Annotated in this window: 22 protein-coding genes and 1 tRNA gene; 12 read left to right on the top strand and 11 right to left on the bottom strand. The window is 65.8% G+C overall.

Annotation, left to right across the window (positions count from 1 at the left end; all coding sequences use genetic code 11):
* Window positions 1-112 precede the first annotated feature (112 nt).
* On the top strand, window positions 113-373 hold the full coding sequence (locus OKW29_RS24000) for a hypothetical protein (RefSeq protein WP_429292870.1): 261 nt from the start codon (window positions 113-115) through the stop codon (window positions 371-373).
* A gap of 35 nt (window positions 374-408) precedes the next feature.
* Here the strand turns inward: OKW29_RS24000 and OKW29_RS23995 are convergent, their stop codons facing one another.
* From OKW29_RS23995 to ssuD, 4 genes are all read right to left on the bottom strand, one after another.
* Window positions 409-624 carry a TOBE domain-containing protein gene (locus OKW29_RS23995; RefSeq protein ID WP_008922916.1) on the bottom strand — a complete coding sequence of 72 codons (216 nt, stop codon included), beginning with the start codon at window positions 622-624 and terminating at the stop codon, window positions 409-411.
* Between the two features lie 57 nt (window positions 625-681).
* Entirely contained in the window at window positions 682-1,701 is a 1,020-nt protein-coding gene (locus OKW29_RS23990; RefSeq protein ID WP_429292869.1) for an ATP-binding cassette domain-containing protein, read from the bottom strand.
* The gene (ssuC, locus tag OKW29_RS23985; protein ID WP_429292868.1) at window positions 1,698-2,546 is read right to left on the bottom strand and encodes an aliphatic sulfonate ABC transporter permease SsuC; all 849 of its coding nucleotides are present in this window, start codon (window positions 2,544-2,546) and stop codon (window positions 1,698-1,700) included. Before ssuC ends, OKW29_RS23990 begins: the two co-directional genes overlap by 4 nt.
* A gap of 119 nt (window positions 2,547-2,665) precedes the next feature.
* A complete protein-coding gene (gene ssuD, locus OKW29_RS23980) occupies window positions 2,666-3,781 on the bottom strand; it encodes an FMNH2-dependent alkanesulfonate monooxygenase (protein WP_429292867.1) in 1,116 nt (371 codons plus the stop codon).
* A 530-nt stretch (window positions 3,782-4,311) separates the two neighbouring features.
* On the opposite strand from ssuD, the gene OKW29_RS23975 reads away from it, so the two are divergent.
* Complete coding sequence (locus OKW29_RS23975) at window positions 4,312-4,737, top strand: hypothetical protein (RefSeq protein WP_429292866.1); 426 nt, start codon at window positions 4,312-4,314, stop codon at window positions 4,735-4,737.
* A gap of 64 nt (window positions 4,738-4,801) precedes the next feature.
* On the opposite strand, the gene OKW29_RS23970 is transcribed toward OKW29_RS23975, so the two are convergent.
* Entirely contained in the window at window positions 4,802-5,938 is a 1,137-nt protein-coding gene (locus OKW29_RS23970) for an enoyl-CoA hydratase/isomerase family protein (protein WP_429292865.1), read from the bottom strand.
* Window positions 5,939-5,984: 46 nt separating this feature from the next.
* A complete protein-coding gene (locus OKW29_RS23965; protein ID WP_429292864.1) occupies window positions 5,985-6,845 on the bottom strand; it encodes a TetR/AcrR family transcriptional regulator in 861 nt (286 codons plus the stop codon).
* Window positions 6,846-6,988: 143 nt separating this feature from the next.
* Here OKW29_RS23965 and OKW29_RS23960 point away from each other — a divergent pair, with 143 nt between their 5' ends.
* On the top strand, window positions 6,989-7,963 hold the full coding sequence (locus OKW29_RS23960; protein ID WP_429292863.1) for an NAD-dependent epimerase/dehydratase family protein: 975 nt from the start codon (window positions 6,989-6,991) through the stop codon (window positions 7,961-7,963).
* Between the two features lie 93 nt (window positions 7,964-8,056).
* On the opposite strand, the gene OKW29_RS23955 is transcribed toward OKW29_RS23960, so the two are convergent.
* Together OKW29_RS23955 and OKW29_RS23950 are read right to left on the bottom strand one after the other, a co-directional pair.
* Window positions 8,057-8,341 (bottom strand): DUF1488 domain-containing protein, encoded by a 285-nt coding sequence (locus OKW29_RS23955; protein WP_429292862.1) that lies wholly within the window; start codon window positions 8,339-8,341, stop codon window positions 8,057-8,059.
* Between the two features lie 197 nt (window positions 8,342-8,538).
* Window positions 8,539-8,826 carry a hypothetical protein gene (locus OKW29_RS23950; protein ID WP_429292861.1) on the bottom strand — a complete coding sequence of 96 codons (288 nt, stop codon included), beginning with the start codon at window positions 8,824-8,826 and terminating at the stop codon, window positions 8,539-8,541.
* A 288-nt stretch (window positions 8,827-9,114) separates the two neighbouring features.
* Between OKW29_RS23950 and OKW29_RS23945 the strand changes: the two genes are divergently transcribed.
* Both OKW29_RS23945 and OKW29_RS23940 read left to right on the top strand, forming a co-directional pair.
* Window positions 9,115-9,306 carry a hypothetical protein gene (locus OKW29_RS23945; protein ID WP_184029291.1) on the top strand — a complete coding sequence of 64 codons (192 nt, stop codon included), beginning with the start codon at window positions 9,115-9,117 and terminating at the stop codon, window positions 9,304-9,306.
* A gap of 82 nt (window positions 9,307-9,388) precedes the next feature.
* Entirely contained in the window at window positions 9,389-9,778 is a 390-nt protein-coding gene (locus tag OKW29_RS23940) for a hypothetical protein (protein WP_429292860.1), read from the top strand.
* Window positions 9,779-9,824: 46 nt separating this feature from the next.
* Here the strand turns inward: OKW29_RS23940 and OKW29_RS23935 are convergent, their stop codons facing one another.
* A complete protein-coding gene (locus OKW29_RS23935) occupies window positions 9,825-10,163 on the bottom strand; it encodes a DMT family transporter (RefSeq protein ID WP_429292859.1) in 339 nt (112 codons plus the stop codon).
* A gap of 4 nt (window positions 10,164-10,167) precedes the next feature.
* Window positions 10,168-10,665: a heme-degrading domain-containing protein gene (locus tag OKW29_RS23930; protein ID WP_429294924.1), complete on the bottom strand. Its 498-nt coding sequence runs from the start codon at window positions 10,663-10,665 to the stop codon at window positions 10,168-10,170.
* A 223-nt stretch (window positions 10,666-10,888) separates the two neighbouring features.
* Here OKW29_RS23930 and OKW29_RS23925 point away from each other — a divergent pair.
* The 7 genes from OKW29_RS23925 (at window position 10,889) to OKW29_RS23895 (ending at window position 16,446) form a co-directional block, all read left to right on the top strand.
* Window positions 10,889-10,965 (top strand) — tRNA-Met (locus tag OKW29_RS23925).
* A gap of 361 nt (window positions 10,966-11,326) precedes the next feature.
* Entirely contained in the window at window positions 11,327-11,872 is a 546-nt protein-coding gene (locus OKW29_RS23920) for an NUDIX hydrolase (protein ID WP_429292858.1), read from the top strand.
* A gap of 9 nt (window positions 11,873-11,881) precedes the next feature.
* On the top strand, window positions 11,882-12,619 hold the full coding sequence (aat, locus tag OKW29_RS23915; RefSeq protein WP_429292857.1) for a leucyl/phenylalanyl-tRNA--protein transferase: 738 nt from the start codon (window positions 11,882-11,884) through the stop codon (window positions 12,617-12,619).
* Between the two features lie 101 nt (window positions 12,620-12,720).
* Window positions 12,721-13,554 carry an arginyltransferase gene (locus tag OKW29_RS23910; protein ID WP_429292856.1) on the top strand — a complete coding sequence of 278 codons (834 nt, stop codon included), beginning with the start codon at window positions 12,721-12,723 and terminating at the stop codon, window positions 13,552-13,554.
* Window positions 13,555-13,680: 126 nt separating this feature from the next.
* The gene (locus OKW29_RS23905; RefSeq protein WP_429292855.1) at window positions 13,681-14,703 is read left to right on the top strand and encodes a quinone-dependent dihydroorotate dehydrogenase; all 1,023 of its coding nucleotides are present in this window, start codon (window positions 13,681-13,683) and stop codon (window positions 14,701-14,703) included.
* Between the two features lie 105 nt (window positions 14,704-14,808).
* The gene (locus OKW29_RS23900) at window positions 14,809-15,603 is read left to right on the top strand and encodes a cystine ABC transporter substrate-binding protein (RefSeq protein WP_090805719.1); all 795 of its coding nucleotides are present in this window, start codon (window positions 14,809-14,811) and stop codon (window positions 15,601-15,603) included.
* Window positions 15,604-15,786: 183 nt separating this feature from the next.
* A complete protein-coding gene (locus OKW29_RS23895) occupies window positions 15,787-16,446 on the top strand; it encodes an amino acid ABC transporter permease (protein ID WP_027197491.1) in 660 nt (219 codons plus the stop codon).
* A 34-nt stretch (window positions 16,447-16,480) separates the two neighbouring features.
* On the opposite strand, the gene OKW29_RS23890 is transcribed toward OKW29_RS23895, so the two are convergent.
* Window positions 16,481-17,527, bottom strand: coding sequence for a Gfo/Idh/MocA family protein (locus OKW29_RS23890; protein WP_429292854.1), 1,047 nt, complete (start codon window positions 17,525-17,527; stop codon window positions 16,481-16,483).
* Between the last annotated feature and the right edge of the window lie 163 nt (window positions 17,528-17,690).

Genomic DNA, 17,690 nt, shown 5'->3' with positions numbered 1-17,690 from the left:
TAGGAGCACGCCTCAACGCGCCAGCAGCGGCCCCGGAACGCGGCCTGCTACTAGCTAATCGTGCACACAGCCGCGTGTCTGCAGACGGCACGCGACATCGAAGGAGAACGACATGAAGCGAGGCAATCGGGCCACGTTGACGGCCACCGCCGCCGCGCTGGCGGCGCTCTTCGCGAGCGGCGCGAGCGCCGTCGCGCAGACGGCGCCCAGCGCGCCGCCGGACAGCCATGCGCCGATGGCCAAACCGCCCGAGGCGGCATCGGGCGCCGGCAGTTCGAGCAACCCGGACAACATGCCGATCAAGCGGCCGGCGAAGCCGACCAACGACCACATGTCGCACGAGCCGCCCGCCAGCGGCGCAAACGCGAAATAGCCGCTGCGCACGCCGCTCGCATTGGCGGAGCGTCATCAAAGCCGCGCGATCGACACCTCGGTCGACTTCACGAGCGCGACCACCTCCGAGCCGACTTTCAGTTCGAGTTCGTCGACCGAGCGCGTCGTGATCACCGACGTGACGATGCCGAACGGCGTCTCTACGTCGACCTCGGACACCACCGAGCCGCGGATGATTTCCTTGACCTTGCCTTTGAACTGATTGCGCACGTTGATGGCGGAAATGCTCATTTCAGATAACTCCATAGAAGCAGTTGATAACGGATCGGATCGATTTGCCAGGAAAACTCAGACGGCCCAGCGCACTTCGGTCGGCCGCGTGAGACGACCGGGTTCGGGCAAGCCAAACGGGTCATAGGGCTGATACGCGCGATTCGCCAGCGTGTTGTCGTTCGGCGCGTTTCTCAGCACGCGCTGCAGCACGTGGTCTTCGAGTGCGGCGAAGCCCGCCGACGCCCGCGCACGCGGACGTGCGAGCGCGACCGGCTGATCGAGCGCGATGCGGCCTTCCTCGATCAGCAGAATCCGGTCGCCGAGCGCGACGGCTTCGTGCACGTCGTGCGTGACGAGCAGCGCAGTGAAGCGATGCTCGCGCCACAGCCTTTCGATCAGCGTGTGCATTTCGATGCGCGTCAACGCATCGAGCGCGCCGAGCGGCTCGTCGAGCAGCAGCAATTGCGGACGATGCACGAGCGCCCGCGCGAGCGCGACGCGCTGCCGCTGACCGCCCGATAGTTGCGCGGGCCAGTCGTTCGCGCGTTCGAGCAGACCGACTTCGGCGAGCACCGCGCGCGCATCGTCGCGCGCGCCGCGGCCGAGGCCGAGCATCACGTTTTGCAGCACGCTTTTCCACGGCAGCAGACGCGCATCCTGAAACATGATGCGGGTGTCGAGCGGACCGCCGTTCCCGGCGCGCTTTTCGAGCACACCCGAGCTGGCTTCTTCGAGACCCGCGACGAGCCGCAGCAAGGTCGACTTGCCGCAACCGCTGCGGCCGACGATCGCGACGAAGCTGCCCCGCTCGATCGACAGATCGAAGCCCGACAGCACCTCGCGCTCGCCATAGCGCTTGCCGACGCCGCGCAATTGCACCGCGTAGTCGCTTGCGGGACGCGCGTCACTGCGGGCCAGCGCGGGAGCGGGTTGCAAGCCGGCTTGCGAGCCGTGATGAGTCCCGGCCGCCCCGTCCCGCTCAACCCCCGCAGCCTCGTTCGCGTCGTGATCCGCGAGCCGCGGCTGCGCGAGTTCGGTCTCGAGATCGCTGCCCGCGATACCGCCGAACGTCGTCGATAGCGTCGTTGCGCTCATGCTTTTGCTCCTCGCTGATAGGCCGGATGCCAGCGCAGCGACACGCGCTCGAGGCTCTTCGCGAGCATGTCCGCGAGCTTGCCGAGCGCCGCGTACAGCAGAATGCCGACCACCACCACATCGGTTTGCAGGAATTCGCGCGCGTTCATCGTCATGTAGCCGATGCCGGATTGCGCGGAAATGGTCTCGGCGACGATCAGCGTGACCCACATCAAGCCGAAGGCGAAACGCACGCCGACCAGAATCGACGGCAGCGCACCCGGCAGAATCACGTGGCGGTACAGCGCGAAACCTTTGACGCCATAGCTGCGCGCCATCTCGGTCAGGTTCGCGTCGACCGAACGGATGCCGTGAAACGTGCTCACATAGACCGGGAAGAACACGCCGAGCGCGACGAGGAACACCTTCGCTTGTTCCTCGATGCCGAACCACAGGATCACGAGCGGAATCATCGCGAGCGCGGGAATGTTGCGGATCATCTGTACGGTCGAATCGAGCACGATTTCCGCGGGTTTGAAGAGACCCGTCGCCAGTCCGAGCACCAGACCGATGCCGCCGCCGATCGCGAAGCCCGACACCGCGCGCCAGGTGCTGACCTTCACGTCGGCCCACATTTCGCCGGACCGGATCAGCGACCATGCGGCCTTCACGACCGCGAGCGGCTCGGGCAGCACGCGCGTCGACAGCGCACCGCTGCGCGCGGCGATTTCCCACGCGAGCAGGATCGCGATCGGCGCGAGCCACGGCAGCAGGTGCGCGCCGAAACGGCGCAGCGCGGCAGCGCGCGCCGTGGACGCGGGCTGCGGGGTTGCCGCCGTTCCCGAGCTCAAAGTGGTATCACTCATGTTGGCTTTTCTCCTTGCCTGTCGATCGTCGTGCGCGTGTCGCGCAAGCCGCGCGACCCACGCTATGGGCGCGCTGAACTCGCGCTCGCCGCCTTCGGCAGATAGCTGGTGCCGACGATTTAGCCGAACGGCCCCGACAACGGCCCATTGGCAACCTTGCTGAAGCGTTGCGGCAGCAGCGGAAACACGAGTTCGGCGAAGCGGTAGGATTCCTCGAGATGCGGATAGCCCGACAGGATGAACGTCTCGATGCCGAGCGCCGCGTACTCCTTCATACGCGCGGCCACCTGCTCCGGACTGCCGACCAGCGCGGTGCCCGCGCCGCCACGCACGAGCCCCACGCCCGCCCACAGGTTCGGATAGACCTCGAGCTGCTCGCGCCCGCCGCGCTTGCCGCCGTGCAGCGCGGCCATACGGCGCTGCCCTTCCGAATCCATCTTCGCGAACGACGCCTGCGCACGCGCGACCGTGTCGCCGTCGAGCTTGCTGATCAGCTTGTCGGCCGCGGCCCACGCTTCCTCCTCGGTCTCGCGCACGATCACGTGCAGACGGATCCCGAAGCGAATCTGCCGGCCGCGCGCCGCGGCGCGTACGCGAATGTCGGCGATCTTCTTCGCGACCGCTTCGGGTAGCTCGCCCCACGTCAGATAGGTGTCGATGTGCTCGGCCGCGATATCGTGCGCGGCCGTCGACGAGCCGCCGAACCACAGCGGCGGATGCGGGTTTTGCACCGGCGGATATAGCGCCTTGCCGCCCTTCGACCGCAAATGCTTGCCGTCGAAATCGATCGCTTCGTTGCTGTGCGACGCGGCGAGCAGCTTGCGCCAGATATGCAGGAATTCGTCGGTGATTTCGTAGCGCGTGTCGTGATCGACGAACACGCCGTCGCCGGCCAGTTCGGCCGCGTCGCCGCCCGTCACCACGTTGATCAACAGACGCCCGTTCGACAGCCGGTCGAACGTCGCCGCCATACGCGCGGCGAGTCCCGGCGACAACAGCCCCGGGCGAATCGCGACGAGGAACTTCAGCCGCTGCGTCGCGGGAATCAGGCTCGACGCGACAACCCAGGCGTCCTCGCACGAGCGGCCGGTCGGCAGCAGCACGCCCTCGTAGCCGAGCGTGTCGGCGGCGACGGCGATCTGCCGGAAGTAGTCGTAGTCGGCTGCGCGTGCGCCTTGGGACGTACCGAGATAGCGGCTGTCGCCGTGAGTCGGAATGAACCAGAACACATTCATGTTGTTACTCCTGCCTGTTCCTGACGTAATGAAAACGGTGAGCGCGAGCGCCGGCCGCGCGCATCGAGCCGGCAACCGGCAAGGCGCTGCGACGCGTTGAAGGATTGAGAAACGGACGATGGACTCAGGCCATCGGCAACTGCGTCAAATCGATGAAGGCTATGCGCCTGGCGGACGACACCGCGAACACGACCGCGCGTGGGCCCTGCGACAACGGAGATTCGGCGTGGGGCTCGACATTGCGACGGCTTTCCTCGACCAACGTGCGCGTGATGCGCCCGATTTATCGGACGACGGCGACACCCGAGCCGTCTGCATGAGGAAACAGTCTATGGAGCGGTCCGCGGCTTTTGAACGATTTTATTGAGCTTAGGATTTCCGCTTTCGTGATTTGCCCGGTTCTAACGCATACGGTTGTTGCGCTTTATACACGCGGCCCCGGCCGCCCAACCCCGGTCGATATAATGGCGCTCGTTTCCAATCACCCGGTACAGGTCTTGCGAGTCGCCTGTACGTTGCCGGTGCAATGCATGCAAAAAATTATTCTGCCGTTCGTCGCCGGTTTTCTGGCTTCTTTGTTCTTTCGCGAATCGACGCTGGCGCTGATGCACGCCGCCGGCATGATCGACCCCAGCGGTTTTTCGACCGCGCCGTTTTTGCCGCTCGGCCTGCCTGAGTTCATCGCGAACGGAATCTGGAGCGCGTGCTGGGCCGTGCTGATGGCCTGGCTGCTGCGCGTCGCGCCGCATCGGCGCGCGCCGTGGGTACCCGCGTTCGTGTTCGGCGGCATCGTGATGACGGCGGCGAGCGTGTTCGTCGTCGATCCGCTGCGCGGCATCTGGCCGAGCGGCAACATGCTGCCGCGCCTCGCGGTGGGCTTCACGGCGAACGCGATGTGGGGCTGGGGTGCGCTCGTGTTCATGCGCGCGTTCATGGCGAGCGAGGCAGAGGAATAAACGCGGCGAACATGAATTCGCGCAACGCGTAGATTCGCGCGGGCGGGTTCGCGAGGCCGCGCGTTCAGCCGCGCAGAGCGCCCAGCGGGTGCTCGTTCGCCGGCCACGGGCTGTCGAACATCTGCTCCACATCGGCCCGGTTGACGTCCTCGATGCGCGCGAAACGCCAGCGCGGCGCGTTGTCCTTATCGATGATGCGTGCGCGAATGCCTTCCACCGTATCGCCGCGCAGAAAGCTCGAGCGCGTCAGATCGAGATCAGTGCGCAGCACGTCGGCCATCGACCCTTCCGCGCGCGTGACCACTTCGAGCGAGACCGCCATCGACAGCGGCGAGCGCTCGCGCAGCACCGCGATCGTCTGCTCGGCCCACTCCGCCGCGTCGCCACCGCGCTCGCGTTCCTGTTCGAGCGACTTGAGGATCCGCGCGACGTCGGGCAGCGCGAAATGCCGGTCGATCAACGTCCGCGCCTTCGCGAGCGCGCTCTGCTCGGGCCGCAGCGCGACCTGATACGCGAGCGTCTCGCGCTCGACGCACGCAACCACATCAGCCCCGCGCTCGAACGGTTCGCGGCTCAACGTATCGACGAGCGCGGGCAACGCCGCGTCGTCGATGTAGGCATCGGCGAGGCCCGCGTACAGCGCGTCGGCCGCGCCGATCGTCTCGCCGGTCACCGCCAGATAGCGGCCGATCGCGCCGGGCGTGCGCGCGAGAAACCAACTCGCGCCGACATCCGGAAAGAGGCCGATACGGGTTTCGGGCATCGCCATCTTCGTCGATTGCGTGACGACGCGCAGGCCGCCGGTGCGATGTGCGCCCTGCGAAATGCCCATGCCGCCGCCCATCACGATGCCGTTCATCAACGCGATATACGGCTTCGGATACACGAAGATCGCGTGATTGAGCCGGTATTCCTCGCTGAAGAACGTATCGCGCGCCCCCTGGTCGCCGGTTTGCGCCGCTTCGTACATGAAGCGGATGTCGCCGCCCGCGCAGAACGCGCGCTCGTGCCGGCTGCGCACGACGACGGCCAGCACCCCGGGGTCCTCGCGCCACTGGTCGAGCGCCGCGTGGATCGCGCGGATCATGCCGGTCGACAGCGCGTTCAGCGCTTTCGGCCGCTCCAGTTCGATGAGACCGATGCGGTTGGCTACGTGGGTCGCGATTTCGTCGCTAGTGGCGGGCGAGGCGGACGTTGACATGGAGAACTGGGCGCGGCGGCGCGGCATGAGGTGGAACTGAACGTTATCACGGGCCTGCCGCTTTGCGTTTGGTGGGGAGCTCGGGGGCCGGGTGCGTGGAGCCGGCCGACTTGGCGTGACGCCGCGCGACGGTTTTCTTGCCGCGGACTGCGGCGCTGTTCGATGCGCCCGCCGCCACGGCCTGCGGCACACCGAGCCATGCGTCGAGCGTCACGCCGACGAGCGTCTCGAGCGGCACGCTCGGAAACACCGGGCACGTGAGATTCAGCGCGACGATGCCATGCAGACTCGCCCACAACGCCTCGGCCCAGATGGCCGGCTCCATCGATGCGACCGACGCCGACAGACGCCCCGCTGCTCGCAACTCGTCGAGCGCGTCGATCATGATGTGCAGCGCGGCCTCGTCGGGATCGTCGTCGGGGTCGTCGTCGGCCACGCCGCCGGCGGCGTTGCCCAGGGAGGCGGTCGAACCACCGGTCCCGGCGTTCGCGCTTGTCTCGCCCGTGTTGCCGTCGTGTTTGCCAGTGCCAACCCCGCCCCTGAGCGCCGCGCCGGTATAGCTCGGGTCCTCCATGAAAATCAGCCGGTACGTTTCAGGATGCTCGACGCCAAACGCGACGTACGCGCGCCCGAGCGCCTTCAGCCGTTCGGCGGGATCCGCGATCTGCACGAGTGGCACGAAGGTCGCGAGCAACCGCGCGTAGCCTTCGGCGCACAAGGCCCGCGCGATGTCGTCGCGACTCGCGAAATGCAGATACAACGTGGCGGGCGAATATTCGATCGCGTCAGCGATCTTGCGCATCGACAGCGCGGCAAAGCCCTCGCCCACGACGATGCACCGCGCGGCATCGAGGATGCGTTCGCGCAGTGCCTGCTTCTGGCGGTTTTTTCGTTCGGCGATTCCCATGACTCGCAATTTTCAGATTGACAAACTGAAAAGTCAATTTAAACTGAACATCGTTTACTGAACAATGTTCAGTAAATTTTCATCTGTCAAATCGAGCAGCCACGAGCGCGCGACGATGTCGTGCCGCCATCTGAGGGGTCGTCATGCAAGCCACGGGAAAGGTCGGTTTATTCGGTGCAGCGGGCGCTGTGGGTCAAAGCATCGCGACGGCGCTTGGCGCGGCGGGCCGCGATTACCGGGTGGTCGGCCGCTCGCGCGAGGTATTGCAACGGACTTTCGGTGACGACCCGCACGCGGAGATCGTCACCTGGAACCCCGACGACCCCGCCTCGATCCGCGCCGCGGCCGCCGGTCTGCAGACCGTGATCTACCTCGTCGGCGTGCCCTACGACCAGTTCGCGCAGCACCCGCCGTTGATGGAGAAAACGCTGGCTGGCGTGACGGCCGCCGGTGTCGAGCGCTTCATTCTGATCGGCACCGTGTATCCGTATGGCCGCGCGCGCGGCAACCCGGTCCGAGAAGATCATCCGCGCGAGCCGCACACGTTCAAGGGCCGCATGCGGCTTGAACAGGAAAAGCTCGTGCTGGCCGCGCATGGCCAGAAAGGTCTCGAAACGCTGGTATTGCGACTGCCCGATTTCTACGGACCGGGGGTCGAGCGCAGCCTGTTGCACGGTGTCTTCGTTGGCGCCGCTACCGGCAAGCGCGCGCAGGTGCTCGGTCCCGTCGACGTACCGCACGAATTCATCTATCTGCCGGATGTCGGTCCCGTGGTCGAACGACTCACGCGCACGCCCGAAGCCTACGGTCGCTGGTGGCATCTCGCGGGCGCCGGCACGATCACGCAGCGCGAGGTGGCTCGCGAGGCCTACGCGCTTGCGGGCTCCGGGCCGAAGCTGATGGTGGCCGGCAAGGGCATGCTGCGCGTGCTCGGGCTATTCAATCCGCTGATGCGCGAGTTGGTCGAGATGAACTATCTGATGACCGAGCCGGTCGTGCTCGATGATTCGGCGCTCGCGACGTTGATCGGGCCGCTCAGGAAGACGTCGTATCAGGAAGGGATCAGGCGGTGCTTCGAAGCGGCGCGCGAGGTAGTGCCGGCACGCGATATGAATTAGCGGCAAGGCGTTGGCGATGCGTAGGTGAAATGAAAACCGCAGAGATGGACCTGCACCCGGCCTCTGGCGCCGACGGTCCGTCGGCAGGTCCGCTTAGCCTGCCATCTGCCCCGGCGGAAAGTGGCCACTCTTGAGCAGCACGGGTGTGCCGTTACTGATCTGCAGATGCTCACGCGCAACGGCCTCGATGCGCGGCCGGCCCGCATCGAACGCACGCAGCCAGCCGTCGAGGTCCTCGCTGTAAGCGCCGAAATGATCCTCGAGCGCTTCCACCGAGATCGCGCACGGCACCGGCTCACCGTCCACCAGCGCGGAAAACACGACGGTCAGGTTGGAGTCGCGGTAAGCAGGCGCGTCTTCGGAAAAACGGATTTTCATGGTCGCCTCGTCAGAAGTTGGCCGCGGGAACGTAGCTTGCGCGGAAGGCCCTGCGCGCCGCCGATCCTCGCAAGTCCCGCTATGGTACTCGCGCCGCCGGATCACGGTCCAGCGCGCGCGGGGGCCTGATTCAGGGCATCGCGCGCTGCCTTGGCGAGCCCATCGGCGGGCCCTTTGCACGGAAATCGCCGACATGCTCACGGCCCATCCAGCAATCGGTCGACATACTCGCGGGCCGCCCGTTCGACGAACGCGAGCGCCTCTTCTTCACTGTCGAAGCGTTGCCGGTCGCCGAGCTCGAGCAGCGTTTCCATCCGGTGCGGATCGTCCGGGCCGAACTCGGCGAGGCTGACCGTGCCGACGTAAGTACCGTCCGCTTTGGTGTGCGCGTCGCCCGACGGGCCCGACGTGCTGCCCCCTGGCACGAGGCGCGCGGCGGCGCTGATGTAATAGCCGCGATAAGGGCCACTGACCCGTTCAGCCATCTTCGTCCTCCTGTTGCGGTTGCAGAGCTGGCGCCAGTCGCAACGGCGCCGCCCTGATGCTTCAGCATGCGGCGCGCCGCTGCACTGGGTGTGTGCGGGCAGCCGTCCCATAGCGATAAGGCGCGTTGCAGCGCGATAAGTTCTGCTCGCGAGACGCGCCCCCGCGCCGCGCCAAAAGAGCCGCGCCGCACTTCAGCCGCGCGCGCTGGTCGAACGGTCCATACCGGCATGCTCCATGCTGTCGCACGGTACCTGTTACGACGCCATTTCGAGGCCAGCGAGCGCAATATGGGAAAATATTTTCTGCAGGATCATGAACTGCCCGAGCCGGATGCGGCGAATCGCTGGTTCGAGTACGCCGAAAGTCACGGCATCGACATCCCGAAAGCGATCGGCATCTGGGAAGACGCAGCCACTGAAGAAGGCGCGGAAGCCCGGCGGCTGCTCAACGCGGCGGGCATCACGGTCGAAATGACCTGAGCCGTGGCGCACGCCCTCGCGCTCCACAGCGGCCGACCCGACCGGGCAGACCCCCTCTATCTGAATGAAAGGACACAACACGATGCAATTCACGACGCAACCGCGACGCGCCGGCCGATTCCACCGCCTCCGATCCAGCGCCGCGCTTGCCCTCGTGCGTCGCGCGTCGCTGTCGGCCGCCTTGCCCGCCGCGCTGCTGCTCGCCGCGGGACTGGGCGGCTGCGCGTCGTCGAACACGACCACGCTGATCAATCTGCCGAACGGCCAGACCGGCTTCGCGGTCAACTGCAGCGGCGCCGACGCCGGCTCGAGTTGGGCCTCGTGCTACGTGCAAGCGGGTAAGGCCTGCGGCGCGACCGGCTACGATATCGTGTCGAAGGATAACGACGAAGGCGGCACCGCCGGCGGCAGCGTCACGAACGTGGCGTCGGCGAACGTGAAGGGCCGCTCGATGGTCGTGCGCTGCAAGTAAGCCGATTTACGTGCCTGGCGGCAATCGCGGCGGCTGGCGCGGGCGCTCAATGCGCCTGCATCTTCGAGAAGAGATTCAACACCGCGACGCCAGCGACGATCAATCCCAGCCCGATGATCGCCGGCACGTCGGGTACCTGCCGGTACAGCACTAGCGCGGCCAGCGTGATCAGCACGATGCCCGCGCCGGACCAGATCGCGTAGACGATGCCGACTGGAATGCTTCGGAGCGTCAACGACATGCAATAGAACGCGATGCCGTAGCCGAGCACGACGACCATCGACGGCAGCAGCCGTGAAAAGCCGTCCGAGGCCCGCATCGCGGAAGTCGCGATCACTTCGGCGACGATCGCGATCGCGAGCAGCGCATACGGGGGTACGCGCATCGCGTCAGTTTTTCGCGAGCGCGAGCTTGCCGTAGTCGTGACCGAGATGCGCGCACAGCGCTTCGACCACGAGTTCATGATCGCCGCGCTGCGGCAGACCGGACACCGTGATCGAACCGATCACGCCCGCCCCTTCCACCACCAGCGGAAACGCGCCGCCGTGCGATGCGTACTCGGTGGCCGGCAGTCCGTGCTTGTCGGCGAGCGTCGCGCCTGCAAGCTGCATTTTCAGACCGATCGCGTACGAGCTACGGCGAAATTGCGCGACGGTGTTGCCCTTGCGGCGCGCCCAGTCGACGTTGTCGGGCGTCGCGCCGTCGAGCAGGCTGAAGAACAGCGGCTGGCCGAACGTGCGCACGTCGATCGCAGCGGCAATGCCGCGCGCTTTCGCGACTTCGTGCAGATACGCGCCGACTTGCCACGCGCGGTCGGCATCGAAGCGGGGAAACACGAGGGTCTTTTCCTGAATGGCGATGACCTGCAGGTCGTGAGCGATATCCATGGGGTTCAGAACGGGTCGGAGCATCAGAGTCAAAGGGGCCGCCGTCGTGAAGATCCGGCGAGCCGCGTGGAGAATCTGAATTCTAGCGCAGCGTCCGCGCACGGATTTCCAGAGCCTTTCCGATAGGCGATGTCGCGCGGGCAGAGCGAAGCGCAATGAAGCCAATTCTTACATGGCTATTGCGCTGGTCGTCTGGCTGGTCTATAATCTTTTCTTCGACGGACGCGGGGTGGAGCAGTCTGGCAGCTCGTCGGGCTCATAACCCGAAGGTCGTAGGTTCAAATCCTACCCCCGCAACCAACCGAAATCATTGAAGGGTTACAACGCATTGGCGTGTAACCCTTTTTTGTTTTTGTGGCCTTGCTCTGGCGATCCCCTTGACCGTCCCACCCTCAGGCGAAAAAAAAGCGCGTCAACTGAATGACGCGCCAAGCTACGAGGCAATGTACAAGAGAGAAAAGATGACTGCGGTGGACGCGGTGGCCTCGATCGCAACCATCAGGACCGATGCTATCAGCGCATCCAAAAATCGACTGTCAATCAATGTCAGACGCGACGGCGCTCGCCGCCTTGGACGTCGTCTCGCGCAGCCCCTGTCGGCGCCTCAGTAATCCCCCGCCCCGGTGATAAACTCCTATCACCCTTTCTCGTCCCCTTTCCAATGAAATTCTGTTCTGTCTGCGGCCACGGCGTCAGTCTGAGCATTCCGCCGGGCGACAATCGCGAGCGCTTCGTATGCAGCAGTTGCGGCACCGTGCATTATCAGAATCCGCGTAACGTGGTCGGCACCGTTCCGGTGTGGGACGACAAGGTGCTGCTGTGCCGTCGCGCGATCGAGCCGCGCTACGGTTACTGGACACTGCCCGCCGGCTTCATGGAAATGGGAGAAACGACGGCCGAAGCCGCCTCGCGCGAAACGCGCGAGGAGGCCGGCGCCCGCGTCGAGGTGCAGAACCTGTTTTCGCTGCTGAATGTGCCGCACGTGCATCAGGTGCATCTGTTCTACATGGCGCGGCTGCTCGATCTCGACGTCGTCGCCGGCGAGGAGAGTCTCGAAGTGAAGCTGTTCGAGGAGCACGAGATTCCGTGGGACGAGATCGCGTTTCCGACCGTCGGCCAGACGCTGCGCTTTTTTTTCGCCGACCGCGCGGCCGGCAGTTTCGGCCTGCATACCGGCGACATCTTCCGCTCCCTGCGCGAAGGCTGAGCGGCGCGCATGGTTCCCTGGCTCGGAGCTGACGACCCGTTTCCGCCCGTCGAGCGCGCGCTCGGCGCCGCGAGCGGCGCGCCCGGTCTGCTGGCGGCAAGCGGCGATCTGCTGCCGTCGCGCCTCATCGACGCGTATCGGCGCGGCATCTTCCCGTGGTATTCGGACGGCCAGCCGGTGTTGTGGTGGAGCCCCGATCCGCGCATGATCCTGCGCCCCGCCGAGTTCAAGGTGTCGCCATCGCTGCGCAAGACGCTCAAGCGCGTGTTGCGCGAGGACGCGTGGGAAATCCGCGTCGATCACGATTTCGCCGCCGTGATGCGCGCCTGCGCGCAGGCGCCGCGCCACGGGCAGCGCGGCACGTGGATCACCGCCGACGTCGTCGAAGCCTATTCGTCGCTGCACCGCCTGGGCGACGCGCACAGCATCGAAACCTGGCTCGAGGGCAAGCGTGTAGCGGGATTGTATGGCGTGTCGCTCGGGCGGATGTTCTTCGGCGAATCGATGTACACCGACGTCACCGACGGCTCGAAAATGGCGCTGGCCGCGCTGGTCGGCCACTTGCGACGTCACGAAATAGAAATGATAGACTGCCAGCAGAACACGTCGCATCTGGCGTCGCTCGGCGGCCGCGAGATAGCGCGCAAGGCGTTTGTCGCGCATGTTCGCGCGTCTGTCGGCGCGCCGGCCATCCCGTGGCGCTTCGACAAGACCGCCCTGCTCGACATCCTCGCGCGGGCGGCGTAGGAAAAATCAGGCCGAATCCGGTCCGCCGCCCATCGAATAGCGGCATCAACCGCCGGGCGTGCCGGGTTTGCATTACCAGAGACGCTTCGAGAGCTGCCAACGTGACTCATCCCAACGAGCTGCCTCTTTCTCCGCTTTCCGCGCTGCAATTTTATGCAACGGCGCCCTATCCCTGCAGTTACCTCGACGGCCGCATCGCGCGCTCGCAGGTCGCCACACCCAGTCACCTGATCAATTCGGACGTCTACACCGACCTCGTCAAGGCGGGCTTCCGGCGCTCGGGCGTGTTCACGTATCGCCCGTATTGCGACGGCTGCCGCGCGTGCGTGCCGGTGCGCGTGCCGGTCGAGCGTTTTCAGCCGAACCGCACGCAGCGGCGTGTATGGAGAAAGCACGGCGACCTGATTGCGACCGTCGCGCCGCTGCACTACGACGAGGAGCATTACGCGCTGTATATGCGCTACCAGTCGGCGCGCCACGCGGGCGGCGGCATGGATCGCGACAGCCGCGACCAGTACGAGCAGTTCCTGCTGCAAAGCCGGATCAACTCGCGGCTCGTCGAGTTTCGCGAGCCGGCGCCGCTGCAGCCTGACGGGCGACCTGACGCGCGGGGCGCGCTGCGCATGATCAGCATGATCGATATCCTCGGCGACGGGTTGTCGTCGGTGTACACGTTCTTCGAGCCGAGCCTGCCGCACGCGAGCTTCGGCACCTACAACATCTTCTGGCAGATCGAGCAGGCGCGCAGCCTGAACCTGCCGTACGTGTATCTCGGCTACTGGATTCGCGAAAGCCCGAAAATGGCGTACAAGGCGAATTTCCGGCCGCTCGAAGGCTTGATCGACGGCGCGTGGCGCGTGCTCGATCCGGCCAGCATCGAGCTGCCGCCGGTCGATTTCGCGATGCATGGACGACGCGGGCCGCTCAGGCCGTAGTCGAGGCGCCGTCCGTCGAGTCGTTGCCGGGTCCTGCTCGTCGCCGGCAACGCCCCACCGGTCTCATCAAAGCCCAAAGCCGGTAAAATAGCGGGTTCCCATTTTCCGGCCGTCCGGCTTCATCCCGTGCTCAGCTCCCTTTATCCGCTCGTTCGCGCCCAACTCTTTCGCATGGACGCGGAAGACGCTCACCATCTGACTTTGCGCATGCTCGGCGCCGCAGGTCGCACCGGCCTCGCCGGCGCGCTCGCGGCGCGCGTGCCGGATTCGCCGCGCACCCTGATGGGCCTGACGTTCCGAAACCCGGTCGGACTCGCGGCGGGCCTCGACAAAGACGGCGCGTGCATCGACGGTCTGGCGGCGCTCGGCTTCGGCTTCATCGAAGTGGGCACCGTGACACCGCGCGCGCAGCCGGGCAATCCGCGTCCGCGCATGTTCCGGCTGCCGCAGGCGAACGCAGTGATCAACCGGATGGGCTTCAACAACGCCGGCGTCGACCAGTTCGTGAAGAACGTCCAGGCCGCGCGCTATAGCGGCATCCTCGGTCTTAACATCGGCAAGAACGCCGACACGCCGATCGAGCGCGCCGCTGAAGACTATCTGTACTGCCTCGAGCGCGTGTACCCGTTCGCGAGCTACGTGACGGTCAACATCTCGTCGCCGAATACGAAGAACCTGCGCCAGCTGCAGGGCGCCGACGAACTCGACGCGCTGCTCGCCGCGCTGAAGGACAAGCAGCAAAGACTCGCCGACATGCACGGCAAGCTCGTGCCGCTCGCACTGAAGATCGCGCCCGACCTCGACGACGAGCAGGTCAAGTCGATCGCCGACACCTTGCTGCGCCACAAATTCGAAGGCGTCATCGCGACCAACACTACGCTGTCGCGCACCGCCGTCGCCGGCATGCAGCATGCTGGCGAAGCCGGCGGCCTGTCGGGCAAGCCGGTGTTCGACGCGTCGAACGAGGTGATCCGCAAGCTGCGCGCCGAAGTCGGCGAGGCCGTGCCGATCATCGGCGTCGGCGGCATTTTCTCGGGCGACGATGCGCGCGCGAAGCTCGCGGCCGGCGCGTCGCTGGTGCAGCTTTATACGGGTTTCATCTACCGCGGTCCGGCGCTCGTCGCCGAATGCGCGCAGGCGTTGCGCTAGGCATCCGCGCCGCCGCATATAGACATAAACAAACGGTATTTAGGTTGCGATAGGCTCGTTTGCTATGCTCTCGACCGTCAAAACATCAGACGTACAAGGAACACGATGAAATTCGGCCTGCTGAAGAAGCTCCTCGCCACCGCGCTGATCGGCGCGTCGCTGAGCGCCGTTACCGCGCACGCGGAAGACCTGCTCGACCAGGTCAAGCAGCGCGGCACGCTGCGTATCGGTCTCGAAGGCACCTTCCCGCCGTTCAACTCGAAAGCGCCGTCGGGCGAGCTGGTCGGCTATGACGTCGACATCGCCAAGGCCGTCGCGGCCAGGCTCGGCGTGAAGCCCGAGTTCGTCACGACCGAGTGGAGCGGCATCATCGCCGGTCTGCAGGCGGGCAAGTTCGATGTGATCGTCAACCAGGTCGGCATCACCGACGCGCGCAAGCAGACGCTCGACTTCTCGCCGGCGTACACGTACTCGGCGGCGCAACTGATCCAGCGCAAGAACGACACGCGCCAGTTCACCTCGCTCGAAGACCTGAAGGGCAAGAAGCTCGGCGTCGGTCTCGGCACGAACTACATGGACATGGCGAAGGCAGTGCCGGGCATCGACGTGAAGACCTACCCGGGCGCACCCGAATACCTGCGTGATCTGGCCGCCGGCCGGCTCGACGCGGCGTTGAACGACCGTCTGATGCTCGCGTACCTGCTGAAGAACTCGAACCTGCCGCTGCGCACCGGCGCGAACGTCGGCCCGGGCAACCCGTCGGGCATTCCGTTCAGAAAGGGCAACCCGAAGTTCGCGCAGGCGATCGACGACGCAATGACCCAGCTCGAAGCGGACGGCACCTTCACGAAGATCTCGGACAAGTGGTTCGGCATCGACGTCAGCAAGCCGATCAAGTAACACGCGTGGAGTCGAACGAAGGGCGGCATCGATCACGATGCCGCCCTTCGCGCTTTTGCGGCCCACTCGAGCTGCGGGAGCCCAACCGCGTCGCGTATACCCCAAGCCGCATCGCGCGACCCGCGCCTGAACGCGCGCCAAAGTTTATGATGTGCGCTTTGTGCGTCAATAAGAACAATGCCCATGTCCATCACATCCCTGCTGCTCCAATCGCTGCCGGTGCTCGCACAAGGCGCGCTGCTGACGATCAAGTTCGCGATCCTGTCGATGATCTTCGGCCTGATCGGCGGCGCCGTGCTCGCGCTGATGGGCATCAGCCACAGCCGTCCGCTGAACTGGATCGCGCGCGTCTATGTGAGCGTGATGCGCGGCACGCCGCTGCTCGTGCAGATCTTCGTGATTTATTACGGTCTGCCGAGCTTCGGCATTTCGCTCGATCCGACGCCGGCCGGCGTGATCGCGCTGTCGGCGAACGTCGCCGCGTATCTGTCCGAGAGCATGCGCGGCGCGATTCTGGGCATCCACCAGGGCCAGTGGCTCGCCTCGTACAGCCTCGGGCTGTCGCGGCGTCAGACGCTGCGCTACGTGATCGCGCCGCAGGCGCTGCGCATCGCGGTGCCGAGTCTGTCGAACAGCCTGATCAGCCTGATCAAGGACACCTCGCTCGTGTCCGTCATCACGGTGACCGAGTTGCTGCGCAGCGCGCAGGAAATCATCGCGTCGACCTACCAGCCGCTGCCGCTTTATCTTGCGGCCGCGGCCGTGTACTGGGTGCTGTGTCAGGTGCTCGAGTGGGCGCAGCGCTGGTACGAGCGGCGGCTGTCGCTGCCCACGCGGCACTGAGCGCCGCCCGCACCTTTTCGTTGCCCGCAGCGGCTCATTCCCCAGCGAACTTGAGCCCCAACGCCGCGCGCGCCGCGTCGGCCATCGCGATCATCTGTCGCGACGTGTCGTGCGGCATCAGCGGACTCTCCAGCACACCCGCGCGGATCAGCTCGCAAAAGTGCGCGGTCTCGTAGTTCAAGCCGCCGCCTTCGAACGGTTCGTCGAGTTCGACGACGCGGCCATCCGCGTAACGGATCGTCGCGCGCGACGGGTTCCACCACGGCTCGTGCAGCGTCACGTGACCGCCTTGGGCCATCAGCAGCGCATCGCCCTTGCCATGCAGATCGAGCCCGCAGAATAGCTGCGCGATACCACCGCGCTCGTGCTGGCTGTTCAGACTCGCGAACGTATCGACGCCGGTCGCGCCAAGCCGGCCGAAGGTCTGCACGTCGCGTGGCGCGCCGAGCCAGTCGACCGCGAGAAACATCTCGTAGATGCCGATATCGAGCAGCGCGCCGCCCGCATGCTCGAACGACAGCGACGGATGATCGGCCGGCACGCCCGGCACCGAGCAGCCCGCGCGCACGAGCCCGACCTCGCCGATCGGCTCGGTCGCGAGGTGCTGGCGCAACCTTCTGTAGAGCGGATAGAACGGCGGCTTCATCGCTTCCATGAAGAGCCGTTGCGAAGCGCGCGCGGTGTCGAGCACGCGCTCGAGCTGCGGACGATTGATACACGCGGGCTTCTCGCACAGCACGTGCAGCCCCGCTTGCAACGCGGCGATCGCATAGTCGGCGTGACTGTCCTGCAGCGTCGCGATATAGAGCGCGTCGATGCCGCGCGCGAGCAGAGTGTCGAAACTGTCGCAGACGGCGCCGCCGAATTCATCGGCGAACGCCTGGACCGGTTCCACGCGACGCGACCACAGCGCCGCGAGCCGCGTCCGCGGCACGACCGCGAGCCCTTGCGCGAAGCGGCGCGCAATCCGGCCGGTGCCGACGATCCCCCAGCGGATCTCGCGCGATGAAGTGGTGTCCTGCGCTGCCCGATCGGTCGGTTGGGTGGTGGCTGCGTGCGGTGCCGCTGTCGTATCTGTCATCGTGTGTGCAAAGGTCCATGCGGTTCGGAACAGCCGCTATTGTCACCGATGCCGCTTGCGAACGCGGCGAACCCGGCCAATCGAACCATGCGGCATCACTGCCGCGCACCGACCTTCGACACCCCACCCCGCCGCTCCCGCGGCCGGACGTTCACAGATACGC

The sequence above is a fragment of the Paraburkholderia sp. CI3 genome, from assembly GCF_050436505.1.
GTDB classification, from domain to species: Bacteria; Pseudomonadota; Gammaproteobacteria; order Burkholderiales; family Burkholderiaceae; genus Paraburkholderia; species Paraburkholderia tuberum.
Note: the sequence above shows the minus strand (reverse complement) of the source record. Positions and strands in the feature narration are given on the sequence as shown.

Bases quoted from the DNA above. Each gene is read 5' to 3' on its own strand.
- OKW29_RS23935 (WP_429292859.1), bottom strand. From the start codon at position 10,163: ATGCGCGTACCCCCGTATGCGCTGCTCGCGATCGCGATCGTCGCCGAA.
- OKW29_RS23975 (WP_429292866.1), top strand. From the start codon at position 4,312: ATGCAAAAAATTATTCTGCCGTTCGTCGCCGGTTTTCTGGCTTCTTTG.
- OKW29_RS23990 (WP_429292869.1), bottom strand. From the start codon at position 1,701: ATGAGCGCAACGACGCTATCGACGACGTTCGGCGGTATCGCGGGCAGC.
- OKW29_RS23965 (WP_429292864.1), bottom strand. From the start codon at position 6,845: ATGGGAATCGCCGAACGAAAAAACCGCCAGAAGCAGGCACTGCGCGAA.
- OKW29_RS23940 (WP_429292860.1), top strand. From the start codon at position 9,389: ATGCAATTCACGACGCAACCGCGACGCGCCGGCCGATTCCACCGCCTC.
- OKW29_RS23970 (WP_429292865.1), bottom strand. From the start codon at position 5,938: ATGTCAACGTCCGCCTCGCCCGCCACTAGCGACGAAATCGCGACCCAC.
- aat (WP_429292857.1), top strand. From the start codon at position 11,882: ATGGTTCCCTGGCTCGGAGCTGACGACCCGTTTCCGCCCGTCGAGCGC.
- OKW29_RS23900 (WP_090805719.1), top strand. From the start codon at position 14,809: ATGAAATTCGGCCTGCTGAAGAAGCTCCTCGCCACCGCGCTGATCGGC.
- OKW29_RS23950 (WP_429292861.1), bottom strand. From the start codon at position 8,826: ATGGCTGAACGGGTCAGTGGCCCTTATCGCGGCTATTACATCAGCGCC.
- OKW29_RS23895 (WP_027197491.1), top strand. From the start codon at position 15,787: ATGTCCATCACATCCCTGCTGCTCCAATCGCTGCCGGTGCTCGCACAA.
- OKW29_RS23995 (WP_008922916.1), bottom strand. From the start codon at position 624: ATGAGCATTTCCGCCATCAACGTGCGCAATCAGTTCAAAGGCAAGGTC.
- OKW29_RS23945 (WP_184029291.1), top strand. From the start codon at position 9,115: ATGGGAAAATATTTTCTGCAGGATCATGAACTGCCCGAGCCGGATGCG.
- OKW29_RS23960 (WP_429292863.1), top strand. From the start codon at position 6,989: ATGCAAGCCACGGGAAAGGTCGGTTTATTCGGTGCAGCGGGCGCTGTG.
- OKW29_RS24000 (WP_429292870.1), top strand. From the start codon at position 113: ATGAAGCGAGGCAATCGGGCCACGTTGACGGCCACCGCCGCCGCGCTG.
- ssuC (WP_429292868.1), bottom strand. From the start codon at position 2,546: ATGAGTGATACCACTTTGAGCTCGGGAACGGCGGCAACCCCGCAGCCC.
- ssuD (WP_429292867.1), bottom strand. From the start codon at position 3,781: ATGAATGTGTTCTGGTTCATTCCGACTCACGGCGACAGCCGCTATCTC.
- OKW29_RS23920 (WP_429292858.1), top strand. From the start codon at position 11,327: ATGAAATTCTGTTCTGTCTGCGGCCACGGCGTCAGTCTGAGCATTCCG.
- OKW29_RS23890 (WP_429292854.1), bottom strand. From the start codon at position 17,527: ATGACAGATACGACAGCGGCACCGCACGCAGCCACCACCCAACCGACC.
- OKW29_RS23930 (WP_429294924.1), bottom strand. From the start codon at position 10,665: ATGGATATCGCTCACGACCTGCAGGTCATCGCCATTCAGGAAAAGACC.
- OKW29_RS23955 (WP_429292862.1), bottom strand. From the start codon at position 8,341: ATGAAAATCCGTTTTTCCGAAGACGCGCCTGCTTACCGCGACTCCAAC.